This is a genomic window from Cryobacterium sp. HLT2-28 (assembly GCF_004402495.1).
Lineage (GTDB): Bacteria > Actinomycetota > Actinomycetes > Actinomycetales > Microbacteriaceae > Cryobacterium > Cryobacterium mannosilyticum.
The window spans coordinates 52088-64249 of record NZ_SOFH01000017.1 but is presented as its reverse complement, the minus strand read 5'-3'; the positions used below and the strand labels follow the sequence as shown (position 1 = coordinate 64249).

11 protein-coding genes and 1 pseudogene are annotated in these 12162 nt (G+C 70.4%); 7 read left to right on the top strand and 5 right to left on the bottom strand.

The annotated features are described in order from the left end of the window. Nucleotides 1-148 precede the first annotated feature (148 nt). The 4 genes from E3O48_RS07095 to E3O48_RS07080 form a co-directional block, all read right to left on the bottom strand. On the bottom strand, nt 149-547 hold the full coding sequence (locus E3O48_RS07095) for a VOC family protein (RefSeq protein WP_370249386.1): 399 nt from the start codon (nt 545-547) through the stop codon (nt 149-151). 53 nt (nt 548-600) lie between these two features. Then, the gene (locus tag E3O48_RS07090) at nt 601-2034 is read right to left on the bottom strand and encodes an aminobutyraldehyde dehydrogenase (protein ID WP_134537863.1); all 1434 of its coding nucleotides are present in this window, start codon (nt 2032-2034) and stop codon (nt 601-603) included. 103 nt (nt 2035-2137) lie between these two features. Then, the gene (locus E3O48_RS07085; RefSeq protein ID WP_134537862.1) at nt 2138-2959 is read right to left on the bottom strand and encodes a cache domain-containing protein; all 822 of its coding nucleotides are present in this window, start codon (nt 2957-2959) and stop codon (nt 2138-2140) included. Then, on the bottom strand, nt 2931-3707 hold the full coding sequence (locus tag E3O48_RS07080) for a GntR family transcriptional regulator (protein WP_134537861.1): 777 nt from the start codon (nt 3705-3707) through the stop codon (nt 2931-2933). The genes E3O48_RS07085 and E3O48_RS07080 overlap by 29 nt, the downstream gene beginning before the upstream one ends. 142 nt (nt 3708-3849) lie before the next feature. Between E3O48_RS07080 and E3O48_RS07075 the strand changes: the two genes are divergently transcribed. The 7 genes and pseudogenes from E3O48_RS07075 (at nt 3850) to E3O48_RS07045 (ending at nt 10496) form a co-directional block, all read left to right on the top strand. Further along, nucleotides 3850-5070, top strand: coding sequence for a CaiB/BaiF CoA-transferase family protein (locus E3O48_RS07075; protein WP_198413039.1), 1221 nt, complete (start codon nt 3850-3852; stop codon nt 5068-5070). A gap of 43 nt (nt 5071-5113) precedes the next feature. Beyond that, on the top strand, nt 5114-6280 hold the full coding sequence (locus tag E3O48_RS07070; RefSeq protein WP_370249444.1) for an acyl-CoA dehydrogenase family protein: 1167 nt from the start codon (nt 5114-5116) through the stop codon (nt 6278-6280). Nucleotides 6281-6394: 114 nt separating this feature from the next. After that, entirely contained in the window at nt 6395-7075 is a 681-nt protein-coding gene (locus E3O48_RS07065; RefSeq protein ID WP_166788640.1) for a GntR family transcriptional regulator, read from the top strand. 138 nt (nt 7076-7213) lie between these two features. Then, nucleotides 7214-8355 (top strand): annotated as a pseudogene (locus E3O48_RS07060) (circularly permuted type 2 ATP-grasp protein). Continuing rightward, the gene (locus E3O48_RS07055) at nt 8349-9278 is read left to right on the top strand and encodes an alpha-E domain-containing protein (protein WP_134537859.1); all 930 of its coding nucleotides are present in this window, start codon (nt 8349-8351) and stop codon (nt 9276-9278) included. Before E3O48_RS07060 ends, E3O48_RS07055 begins: the two are co-directional and overlap by 7 nt. Further along, nucleotides 9275-10120 carry a transglutaminase family protein gene (locus E3O48_RS07050; protein WP_134537858.1) on the top strand — a complete coding sequence of 282 codons (846 nt, stop codon included), beginning with the start codon at nt 9275-9277 and terminating at the stop codon, nt 10118-10120. Before E3O48_RS07055 ends, E3O48_RS07050 begins: the two co-directional genes overlap by 4 nt. Nucleotides 10121-10157: 37 nt before the next feature. Continuing rightward, nucleotides 10158-10496 carry a hypothetical protein gene (locus E3O48_RS07045; RefSeq protein WP_134537857.1) on the top strand — a complete coding sequence of 113 codons (339 nt, stop codon included), beginning with the start codon at nt 10158-10160 and terminating at the stop codon, nt 10494-10496. Between the two features lie 33 nt (nt 10497-10529). Here E3O48_RS07045 and E3O48_RS07040 read toward each other — a convergent pair whose 3' ends face one another. Beyond that, nucleotides 10530-12020, bottom strand: coding sequence for a helix-turn-helix transcriptional regulator (locus tag E3O48_RS07040; protein WP_134537856.1), 1491 nt, complete (start codon nt 12018-12020; stop codon nt 10530-10532). Nucleotides 12021-12162: the final 142 nt, after the last annotated feature.

The window sequence follows — 12162 nt, the reverse complement described above, 5'->3', positions numbered from 1 at the left end:
TGACCTTTCCGATCAAGCCGGAGGGACGGGCAGCCACCCCCCTGGCCGCGACACCTCATTGTGTGTGCTCAACATACTGGACCGGCAACGCCAAAAGGTATAGAACCGAATGATTCACTCTTCGGCGTGTTGCGGCCCGAAGCGCGGGCTACGGATCGTGGCGCGGCTCGTGGCTGACCAGCCCGACCGTGTTGCCCTCGCTGTCGCGGATGAACGCCATCCACTCGTCGGTGCCTGCCGGACCGAGTGAGTCGTCGGTATGGCTGAAGATGATGTGCGGCAGGTCGACGATCTCCACCTGCAACCCGCGGAGCCGCTCGATCGTTGCCGCGACATCGTCGACCTGCAGGTAGACGAGGGCGGGGGGCGCCGCCCGATCGAGCAGCAGGCGGGACCGGCCCACGTTGAAGAAGAGCAGGCCGGGGGGATCGAACCGGGCGGCCGGCGGGCCCCCGAGCAGCAGCTCGTAGAAGGCGCACGCCCGGTCGAGATCGTCGGCGTGCTGGGCAACCTGCAGGATCTCCACGGTGTCCTCCACCACGATCATCCGTTGACCGGGCCGCCCTGTCCACCCCCGGGCCGACGGGGGCCGGCACTCAGTCAGCCGATGTAGCTCATCACGTGCTTGATCCGGGTGTAGTCCTCGAGACCGTACATCGAGAGATCCTTGCCGTAGCCGGAGTGTTTGAACCCGCCATGCGGCATCTCGGCGACGAGCGGGATGTGCGTGTTGATCCAGACGCAGCCGAAGGAGAGCCGCTTGGCCATCCGCATCGCGGTCGCATGGTCCTTCGTCCAGACCGACGAGGCCAGGCCGTACTGCACGTCGTTCGCCCAGGCGAGCGCCTCGGCCTCATCGGTGAACTTCTGCGCCGTGATCACCGGGCCGAAGAACTCCTCCTGCACGGCCTCATCGGCCTGGCGCAGGTTGGCGACGATGGTCGCCTCGTGGAAGTAGCCGACGCTGCCCTGGCGGTGTCCGCCGAGGATCATCTCGGCGTGGTCGGGCAGCCGGTCGATCACGCTCTCGATCCGGGCGAGGTGGTCGGCGCTGGAGAGGGCGCCGAAGAGGATGCCCTCCTCGCGCGGGCCGCCGGTGCGGGCGTTCTTCCTGGCGTGCGCGGCCAGGGCGGCGACGAACTCGTCGTGGATGCCCTCCTGGACGAGCAGCCGGGTGGCGGCGGTGCAGTCCTGGCCGCCGTTGTAGAACGCGGCAGCGGTGATCCCTTCGACGGCGGCCTGGATGTCCGCGTCGTTGAACACGATCACGGGGGCCTTGCCGCCCAGCTCGAGGTGCACGCGCTTGAGGTCGAGGGCGGCGGTGCCGGCGACCTCCATGCCGGCGCGCACCGAACCGGTGATCGAGACCATCTGCGGCGTGCGGTCGGTGACCAGGGCGCGGCCGGTCTCCCGGTTGCCGGCGACGACGTTGAAGGCTCCGGCGGGCAGGAACTCGGCGGCGATCTCGGCCAGCAGCAGCGTGGAAACGGGCGTCGAGTCGGAGGGCTTGAGCACGACGGTGTTGCCGGCCGCGAGGGCGGGGGCGATCTTCCAGATCGCCATCATCATCGGGTAGTTCCACGGGGTGACCTGGCCGATCACGCCGATCGGCTCGCGCCGCACCATCGAGGTGTGGTCCTTGAGGTACTCCCCGGCCGACTTGCCTTCGAGCACGCGGGCGGCCCCGGCGAAGAATCGCACCTGGTCGATCATCACCTCGACCTCGTCGCCGACGATTCCGGCGCGCGGCTTGCCCGTGTTCTCGCTTTCCAGGTCCGCGATCTCCTCGGTGCGGGCCTCGAGGGCGTCGGCGAACCGCAGCAGCGCCCGCTGGCGTTCGCCCGGGGTCGTCTCGCCCCAGGTCTCGAAGGCCGTGGCCGCCGCGCCGTAGGCGGCCGCGACATCCGCCTCGGTGGAAACGGGCGTCTGCGCGTAGACCTCTTCGGTGGCCGGGTTGATGATGTCGAGCCGGTCGGTGGCGGCGGAGTCGACGTACCCTCCGTTGACGAAGTTGCGGAGTTCGCGGATGGGCATGGCCGACCTTTCGGAAGTGCGGTGAGCCCGGCAGTGCTGCCTCGCCCGGGAGCCGGTGGCTCGCCGTGGACGACGTTACCCTAAATCATCTGGAATGCAATGTTTAAAATGCGGGAGTGGCGATGGCAACGCGGGTCGCGAGGAGGAACGGGGTGCCCGGGCAGGGAAGCAGGTCGAAGCCGTCGGCCGGATGCCGCCGGTTCGGCAGGATGTCGCCGGCCGGGAGCGTCGGCTCGGTCGAGATCACGACGCGGCCCGACTGGTTCACGAGCACCACCGGTCCCGGCAGGGCGAGGAAGTGCGGCAGCAGCACCTGTTCCAGGCGCTTGACGTAGACGTCGGCGCCGACGACCCCGATCATCCGCTCGCCCAGCCGCACCGGCATGGTGAGGGTGATGATGTAGTCGCAGGTGCAGAGCTGGTCGACGTAGGGGCCGGTCACGTGGGTCTGGTTCGTGGCCTCCGGCACCGCGTACCACTCGAGTTCGCGGAAGTCGCGGAGGTACTCGGTGTGCACCCGGGTGGCCAGGTCGAGCCGGCTCGCGCCGCTCGTGTTACCCAGCAGCGGATTCGACGCCAGCGGGCCGAGCCACCAGGCGAAGTGCGCGTCGCGGCCGTTGACGTACTGCGGGGCGGCGATGAAGCCGGCTCCGATCAGGAGCGATTCGGTGGCCGGCGGGCCGTCAGCGGCGGGCGAGCCGGCGGAGGCGAGCAGCGCGGGCACCACGAGCGACTCCACGAGGATGTCGAGGTCGGCCCGGTCGGGAACGGCGGCGGCGATGCGCTCACGCCAGTCGTCCAGGGTGCGGAACACCCGCGCGAAGATCTCGCCGACCTCGATCGCACAGTCCTCCGCGGTGGTCAGCCCGGCCGGGGGACCCGCGGGCCTGGCCGTCTCAGGCGTCGTCGACGATGGCGTCGTCAAGGTGTCCTCCTCGCTCGATCCGGGCCTTCATGGTCAGCAGCCACTCGCCGAGGAGCCGCACCTGGTCGGCGACGAGAGTGCGGGCGGCCTGGCCGTCGCCGTCGCTGACGGCCAGGGCGATCCGGCCGTTCAACCCGGTGACCTGGGCGCGGGTGTCGGGGTCACCGAGGCCGAGCAGGAGCAGCGGGCCGAATTCGGCCTGGAGGCGGATCTGCTCCCGGACGAGCCTGGCCGACTGGCTGAGCACGGCGAGTTCGAGGTAGAACCCGCCGGCATTGGTGCGGGCGCCCGCGGTGGTCGAGAAGTCGGCGTGGAGCAGCCAGGCGTGCAGCCGTTCGGCATCGGCGGCGGAGGCGCGGAGGGCGGCTCGTTCGGCGCAGCCCTCCGCGATCGTGGAGAAGTACACGGCCAGGTCCGAGAGCTCGACCTGGGCGAGGCCGCGCAGCCGGGCCTGCAGCAGCGTGCCGTGCGGGGCATCCGCCTTGATCACGAAGCTGCCGCCGCCGCGCCCGCGCCGCGTCTCGACCAGGCCCGCATCGCGCAGGATGACTAGGCCCTCCCGCACCGTGATCAGGGCGACGCCGAAGCGGCGGGCCAGCTCCTGCTCGCTCGGGAGGCGCTCGCCCGGGGTGAGCACGCCGAGGATGATGGCGTCGGTGAGCCGGCGCGCAACCTGCTCGGCGCGGCCGGCTTCGATGAGCTGCGCGAAGATCGCTTCCCGGGCGCCGGGTCGCAGCTGAGCCTTCATAGGCCCAATCTAGCCGACGCCCTGCCGGGTGGCGGGAACTTAATCATGCGATATAGGATCACATCAAGTGCGACCATTGCCGGTGCCCGGTGATCCGTCGTGGAACCGGGACCGAGGTGGGCGATTGCTGCAGGAGACGCGATTGCCGCAGGAGACGGGCGGGCGGAACGGTCCGTTGGCGGGGGTGCGGGTCGCCGATTTCTCCCGCGTGCTCGCCGGCCCGTACGCCACCATGATGCTCGCGGATTTCGGCGCGGACGTGATCAAGATCGAGAGCCCGCAGGGCGACGACACCCGCCAGTGGCGCCCGCCCGTCGACGCGCACGGGGAGTCCACCTACTTCGGCGCGGTGAATCGGAACAAGCGCTCGGTCGTCTGCGACCTGGCCACCCCGGCGGGCCTGGCGACCGCCCGGCACCTGGCCGAGACGGCGGACGTCGTGGTCGAGAACTTCCGGCCGGGGGTGCTCGACCGGTTCGGGCTGGGTTTCGACGCCGTGGCCACGGCCAACCCGGGGGTCGTCTACTGCTCGATCACCGGCTTCGGCGGTGGCGCCGGCGCCCGGCTGCCCGGCTACGACCTGCTGGTGCAGGCGGTCGGCGGTCTGATGAGCGTGACCGGCGACCCCGACGGTGAACCGAGCAAGGCCGGTGTGGCCCTGGTCGACGTGCTCGCGGGGCTGAACGCGCTCAGCGGCATCCTGCTCGGGCTCCGCGCTCGTGATGCCGCCCGCTCCGCAGGGGGTGCCGCGTCCGCGGGCGGCGGTGCCGTGCCAGCGCCCGGCGAACGGGTCGAGGTCGACCTGATGGGCACCCTGCTCTCCGCGCTCACCAACCAGGCCGCGGGCACCTTGGCCACCGGCCGGTCGCCGGCCCGGCTGGGCAACGCGCACCCGAGCATCGCGCCCTACGAACTCTTCGCCGGCCAGGACCGACCGCTCGTGATCGCCGTGGGCAACGACCGCCAGTTCCGCACCCTCGTGCGCCTGCTCGGTGCTCCGGAGCTGGCCGCCGACCCCCGTTTCGAGGGCAACACGGTCCGGGTGCCGCACCGCACCGAGCTCAAGACGCTGCTGGAAAGACTCCTGCGCGCCCGGCCGGCCGCCGAGTGGGTGGCCACCCTGACGGATGCCGGGGTGCCGGCCGGACTGGTCAACACCGTCGACGAGGCCTTCGCCTTCGCCACCGCGCTGGGGCTCGCCCCGGTGGTCGAGGTGTCCGGCAGCCGGCAGGTCGCCAACCCCATCCACCTCGCCGGCCGGCCGCCCGGCTACCGCCTGCCGCCGCCGCGGCTCGGCGAGCATGACGGCGCCGACTGGCTCCGCCCGGACCCCGCCCCGCTGACCCCCGTTCCGTTGACCTGACCAAAGGACACTCGTGACCGCCTCCGGCCGCCCCACCCCGCTCGTGCACAGCCCCCTCGTGGACTCCGTCTTCGACCTCGACGACCTGCTCGAGGTCGACGAGATCGCCTGGGCGCGCAAGGCCCGCGCGTTCGCGACCAACCGCATCCTGCCCACCATCGAGCAGGACTACGAGGACAAGCGATTCCGGGGGGAGCTGGTCGCCGAACTCGGCGCGGCCGGCTTCCTCGGCATGCACCTCGACGGCTACGGCTGTGCCGGCGCCGGCGCCGTGAGCTACGGCCTGGTCTGCCTCGAGCTCGAGGCCGCCGACAGCGGCTGGCGCACCTTCGTGTCGGTGCAGGGCTCGCTGGCCATGTCCGCCATCCACAAGTACGGCACCGAGGAGCAGAAGCAGCGCTGGCTGCCCGGGATGGCCGCGGGCGAACTCGTCGGCTGCTTCGCGCTCACCGAGCCCACCGGCGGCAGCGACCCGGCGGCGATGAGAACCACGGCCCGTCGGGACGGCGACGACTGGGTGCTCGACGGTTCCAAGCGCTGGATCGGCCTGGCCAGCATCGCCGACGTCGCGGTGGTCTGGGCAGAGACCTCCGAGGGCGTGCGCGGCTTCCTCGTGCCCACCGGAACGCCGGGGTTCACCGCCACTCCGATCGACAACAAGCTGTCAATGCGCGCCTCGATCCAGTGTGACGTCGAATTCGACGCGGTGCGCGTGCCGGGCGAGGCGATCCTGCCCGGCGCGCGCGGGCTCTCCGGGCCGTTCGGTTGCCTGAACGAGGCCCGGTTCGGCATCGTCTGGGGGGCGATGGGCGCCGCCCGCAGCTGCCTCGACGCGGCGATCGGGCGCTCGCAGACCCGGGAGGTGTTCGGCAAGCCGATCGGCGCCACCCAGCTCATCCAGGCCAAACTGGCCGACATGCTCGTGGAATACGAGAAGGGCGTGCTGCTGGCCCTGCACCTCGGCCGGCTGAAGGAACGCGGCGCGCTCACCCCCGCCCAGATCAGCGTCGGCAAGCTCAACAGCGTGCGCGAGGCCATCCTGATCGCCCGCGAGGCACGCACGATCCTCGGCGGCGACGGCATCACCAGCGAGTTCCCGGTGATGCGGCACATGGCGAACCTCGAATCCGTGCGCACCTACGAGGGCACGGATGAGATCCATCAGCTCGTTCTCGGCCGGGCGTTGACCGGCCTGAACGCGTTTGCCTGACGGGCCGGGCGCCCTCCGGCAGGTCCTGGCCGGGCTTGACCCGGGCGGATAGCGGGGTTGCCGGTTTCGTTTGTGCCATAGTGAGCTTCTAGCGTTGTGCGACTTGGGGGCGAAGTGGCGGTGACCGGGGGCCAGACCACGTATGCGACCTTGCGCGGGCGCATCCTCTCCGGCGACCTGCCGGCCAATGCCACCCTGCGCGAGGCGGCCCTGGCCGAGGAGCTCGGGGTCAGTCGCACCCCCGTGCGCGAGGCGCTGCGCCGGCTCGACGAGGCCGGCCTGGTCGAATTCGTGCCCAACCGCGGGGCGACCGTCGTCGCCTGGACCGCCGACGCGCTCCGGGAGACGTACTTCCTCCGGGCGACCCTGGAGAGCCGGGCGGCCGGGCTCGCGGCGGACCTGATCGGGCAGGCCGACCTCGAGCGGCTCGCGGTGCTGATCGGGCAGATGGAGGAGTTCGTGCGGGCGACCGACGACGCCGGCATCGCCCGGCTCAGCGAGCTCAACGCCGAGTTCCACCACATCGTCGTCGCCGCGTCCCAGAGCACCCAGCTGATCGCGCTCGCGGCATCCGTCACCCGGGTTCCCATGATGAGCAGTTACTTCCGCCGCGACGGGGCACGCTTCCGGGCGGTCAGCAACCACCACCACCGGGACATCCTCACCGCCCTGCAATCCGGCGACACGCTCTGGGCCGAGGTCGCGATGCGCTCGCACATCCTCGCGGCCCGGAACTCGGTCGCACCGACGGTCGTGCGCGATGAGGAAGAACGGATGCGAGTGGCCTCACTGTAGGCAATCCCCGCGTCCGCCGGGGGGCCGAACGGCCCGGATGTCCGCCGTTCGGAACCCGAATGGGGAGGACGATCGTATGCCGTTCGGTGGACATTTCCGTGAAACATCGTGGCAACACGGTGCCGCTACGCTCCCATCATGGTTGACCTGTTCACGGGCTACGGCGCTACCGCGGCACTTCGGGCGAAAGGAGGCGCCCTCAGCGCCTGGGACGAGATGTTCCCCGATCTCTCCTCGCTCACCCCGTTCGAAGCCCGCGCGGCGTACAAGGACGTCTTCAACGCGCTGGCCCGGATGACCCAGGAGGAACTCCGGGGGCGAACGGATGCCCTCGCCTCTTCCTATCTCGCGCAGGGGGTGACCTTCGACTTCGCGGGCGAGGAACGCCCGTTCCCGCCGAACTCGTCGAGGGCCGTGACCTGTTCTGCTCGGGTGGCCGGGTCTGGATGCGCACCACGGCCGGCCCGACCCGGGTCGACGTGATCTACCGCCGGGTCGACGACGAGTTCCTCGACCCGCTGCAGTTCCGCGCCGACTCCCAGCTGGGGTCGCCCGGCATCCTGATGGCGGCCCGGCTGGGCAATGTGACCATCGCCAATGCGGTGGGCAACGGCGTCGCCGACGACAAGCTCGTCTACACCTACCTGCCCGAACTGATCAGCTACTACCTCGGCGAGGAGGCGATCATCCCCAACGTCGACACCTGGCGGCTGGAGGACCCGCTCGCCCTCGAGGAGGTGCTCGACCGGCTCGACGAGCTCGTGGTCAAGCCCGTGGACGGGTCGGGCGGGAAGGGCCTCGTGGTGGGGCCGGCGGCATCCGCGGCCGAACTGGAGACCCTGCGGAAGCAACTCGTCAAGGACCCCCGCGGCTGGATAGCCCAGCCGGTCGTGCAGCTCTCAACCATCCCCACCCTCGTCGAAGACGGATTGCGCCCCCGGCACGCCGACCTGCGCCCGTTCGCCGTGAATGACGGCACCGACGTCTGGGTGCTGCCGGGCGGCCTCACCCGGGTGGCGCTGCCGGAGGGCGAACTCGTCGTCAATTCCAGCCAGGGCGGCGGGTCGAAGGACACCTGGGTGATCGGGTCCGAACCGGACTTCTCCGCCGAGACGGCGGCCCGCGGTGTGCAGGGTCTCGTCGCGGACCAGGCGGCGAACGTGCGCTCGGCCGGGGTGGTGCACGCGGTCGACCACTCGCCGCAGGACAAACCGTTCAACGACAACGAGCAACAGGCGTGCGCGCGACCTGTCGGGAAGAGGAAGGTCCAGGAATGTTGAGCCGAATCGCGGAAAGCCTGTTCTGGATCGGACGCTTCATCGAGCGCAGCGACGGCACGGCCCGGATCCTGGATGTGCACCTGCAGCTCCTGCTCGAGGATCCGTGGATCGAGGAGAGCATCGCCTGCCAGTCGTTGCTGCACCTGATGGGCAGCGACGTTCCGCCCGACCGGCTGCTCACCCGCAAGGACGTGCTCGCGACCCTGGCCGTCGACCGTGCGCATCCGGCCTCGATCGCCTATTCGGTCAAAGCGGCCAGGGAGAACGCGCGGCGGGCCAGGGAGATCGTGCCCACCGAGCTGTGGGAATGCCTGAACACGACGAGCGCCCGGATGCCGCGCAAGGTGGCGAGCGAGAAGACCCACGATTTCTTCGGCTGGGTGCGCGAACGCGCCGCGCTCGCCGTGGGAATCGTGGAGTCCGGGGTCAGCCGCGACGAGGCCTGGCACTTCTTCAACCTCGGCCGCAGCCTCGAGCAGGCGGACATGACCGCCCGGCTGCTGGCGACCCGGTCGCTGACCGAGACGAGCGGGCCGTCCTGGACGACGATCCTGCGCTCCTGCGGCGCCTACGAATCGTACCTGCGCACCTACCGCGGCGTGCCGTCGGCGCGGAATGCGGCGGAATTCCTGCTGCTGGACCGGTTGTTCCCGCGGTCGATCGTGTTCTCCGTGTCCCGGGCCGAGCAGTGCCTGCGGGAGATGGAGCCCCGCACGGACCGGGTCGGCGTGTCCGACCAGGCGCAGCGGGTGCTGGGGCAGATTCGCAGCCAGCTTGAATACCGGCCGATCATGGACATCCTGAATGATCTGCCGCACCAGATGGACATCGTGCAGGAGGCCACCAGCACGGCCTCGGGGGCCATCGGTGAGCGGTACTTCCCGACCAGCACCGTGCCGACCTGGACGGGGGAGGTCTCGTGAACCGGCACCCGATCCGGCACCGCACCGGCTACCGCTACCAGGGTGAGGTGGCTGCCTCCTACAACGAGGCCCGGATGCTCCCGGTCAGCTCCCCCGAGCAACTGGTGTTGTACTCCAACCTCGAGATCTCTCCGGTGTCGAGCAACCACAACTACGTCGACCACTGGGGCACCCAGGTGTCCTCGTTCGAGGTTCTCACCCCGCACGCCGAGCTCACCCTCACTGCCACCAGCCTGGTCGAGGTGCGGCCGCTCACCCACCTGGCCCATCCGATGGGCTGGGCCGAACTGGCCGCGATCGCCGTGCGCAGCACCGCGACCGTGGAGCATTCCGGGCAGACCCGGCTCACCGAGCCGCCCGCCGACGTGCAGCAATTAGCCGCTGAGATCGTCTCCCGGCACGAGCGCCCATGCGACGCGGCGCTGGAGATCTGCACGGCGATCGGCGAGCGGATGCAGTACGTGCAGGGTGTCACCGGCGTCCATTCCACCGCCGCGGAGGCCTGGAGCGACAAGCGCGGGGTGTGCCAGGACATCACCCATATCGCGCTCGGCGCGCTGCGCTCAGTCGGAATCCCCGCCCGCTACCTCTCCGGCTACCTGCACCCCCGGCCGGATGCCGGGATCGGCGAGACCGTCACCGGCGAATCCCACGCCTGGGTCGAGTGGTTCTGCGGCGACTGGCGCGGCTTCGACCCGACCAACTCGATCGGGATCGGCGACCGCCACGTCTCGGTCGGCCGCGGCCGCGACTACAATGACGTGCCGCCGCTGCGCGGCGTGTTCGCCGGGCCGTTCGGCTCCGAGCTGTTCGTGCGGGTGGAGATCACCCGGGAGGCCTGAGGCCGCTCCCGCCCTCGGCCCGAGCGCGCGTCGACTGGTGGCTAACTCAGGAGATCCGGGCCGGCCGCGCGCATCCGCGGCACTGGTCCGCGGGGTTCACGCCGGCCGGGCCGCGGATGTCCTGCGTTGGCCACAGGAGGCAGGTCAGACCCGGGCGGTTTCCGGGGCGGGTTCCCGGTCGGGCACGGGGCCGGCATCCGCGTTGCCGCCGGTGCCGACAGTCGCGGGACGGGGGACGGATGCCTGGCGGCGCGCACCGCGGGCCGCCGCGAGCATGAGCGCGAGCCCGAGCACCCTCGCCGACGCCGAATGGAAGCCGGAGCCGGCGCTCGTCGACGTCCTGCACCGCGTGCCCGAACCCGCGTCCGCCGCCTGACCCGGCTGATACCGGGACGGCGGCCCGGCCCGGTCAGTGCGTCGGAGAGTGGGATTCGAGGAACTGGTACACCTCGGTCTGGTCGACGCCCGGGAAGGTACCGGTGGGCAGTGCGGCGAGCAGGCTCGTCGGGGTGCGCGCGGCCGGCCAGGACTGGCCGGCCCAGCGGGTGGCCAGGTCGTTCGGGGCCCGGCGGCAGCACGACTCGTCGGGGCAGCGGGAGACGGCGCGATTGGTGGTCTCCCGGCCGCGGAACCACTTCACATGGTCGAACGGTACCCCCACGCTCACCGAGTACTCGCCCTCCTTCGCCTTCTCGATCCGCGAGGTGCACCAGAAGGTGCCGCTCGGGGTGTCCGTGTACTGGTACCAGGGGCTGAACCGGTCCGGCACGTCGAACACGGTCCGTGCGGTCCAGCTGCGGCAGACGGTCGTGCCCTCGACCGCGCCGAGGGCGTCGCTCGGAAAGCGCACCGAGTCGTTTTCGTAGGCCTTGATGATCGTGCCGGACTCGTGCACCTTCATGAAGTGCACGGGGATGCCCAGTCGCGCCGTGGCGAGGTTCGTGAACCGGTGTGCGGCCGTCTCGTAGGACACCGAGAAGGCGTCGCGCAGGTCCTCCATCGAGATGCGGCGCAGGTTCTTCGCCTCGGTCAGCAGCCGAACGGTGTCCTTCTCGGGCAGCAGGATGGCCGCGGTCAGGTAGTTCGTCTCCACCCGTTGGCGGAGAAATTCTGCGTAGTTTCCGGGTTCGTCGTGGCCGCAGAGCAGGCTCGCGAACGCCTGCAGGATGGGGGTGCGTGAGTCCCGCGAGGCAGACTGGGCGGTCGGCAGGTAGATCCGGCCGTTCCGCTTGTCGGTGACCGACCGGGTCGAATGCGGCAGGTCGCCGACGTAGTGCAGCGAGTAGCCGAGGTGGGTGGCCATGTCGGCGACCACCTGGTGCGACACGGGCCCGCCGGAATGGCCGACGGCGGTGAGCAACTCGAGCGCCTGTTCCTCGAGCTCCGGGAAGTAGTTGTCCCTGGCGCGCATCGTCGCCCGCAGTTGCGCATTGGCCCGCCTGGCTTCCTCGGGGGTGGCCGCCCGTTCGCGATGCAGCCGTTCGATCTCATGGTGCAGGGTGAGGATCGTCTGCAGCGTCTCGTCACTGGTTGCCCGGCTGACCCGGATTTTCGCCAGACCGAGCGCCGTGAAGACCGCACCGCGCTGGGCGCGTTCGACGGCGATCTCCAGCGCGGCCCGCTCGGAGGGGGCCTCCGGCTTCAGGAGGTCGTCGACCGTGGTGCCGAGGGCGATGGCGATCGTGCGCAGCATCGACAGGCGTGGCTCCCGGTTGCCGTTCTCAATCATCGAGACCTGCGACGGGGCCCGGTCGATGGCCGCAGCGAGGCTGTCGAGGGTCATCCTCCTGGTCGTGCGCAGTTCACGGATGCGACGCCCGAGCGTGAGGGCGTCAAGCCCGTGCTCGGCCGCCGGGGGAGCGGAGAGGGCGGAACGAAGGAGCGGATCGGCGTTGACCATGACTCATCGTCACACGGGGCAGAAGTTCACGCAAGCAGAAGAACTGATCTTCTTCTGTTGACTGGAACGGCCTGCGGGGTGCCCGGGCGGCGCAGAGTTGGTGCACAGGCAAGCAAGGACGCTCACCGAAGGAGACCAGATC

Coding starts and splice junctions, on each gene's coding strand:
- E3O48_RS07040 (WP_134537856.1), bottom strand. CDS start 12,020: ATGGTCAACGCCGATCCGCTCCTTCGTTCCGCCCTCTCCGCTCCCCCG.
- E3O48_RS07095 (WP_370249386.1), bottom strand. CDS start 547: ATGATCGTGGTGGAGGACACCGTGGAGATCCTGCAGGTTGCCCAGCAC.
- E3O48_RS07080 (WP_134537861.1), bottom strand. CDS start 3,707: ATGAAGGCTCAGCTGCGACCCGGCGCCCGGGAAGCGATCTTCGCGCAG.
- E3O48_RS07055 (WP_134537859.1), top strand. CDS start 8,349: ATGTTGAGCCGAATCGCGGAAAGCCTGTTCTGGATCGGACGCTTCATC.
- E3O48_RS07090 (WP_134537863.1), bottom strand. CDS start 2,034: ATGCCCATCCGCGAACTCCGCAACTTCGTCAACGGAGGGTACGTCGAC.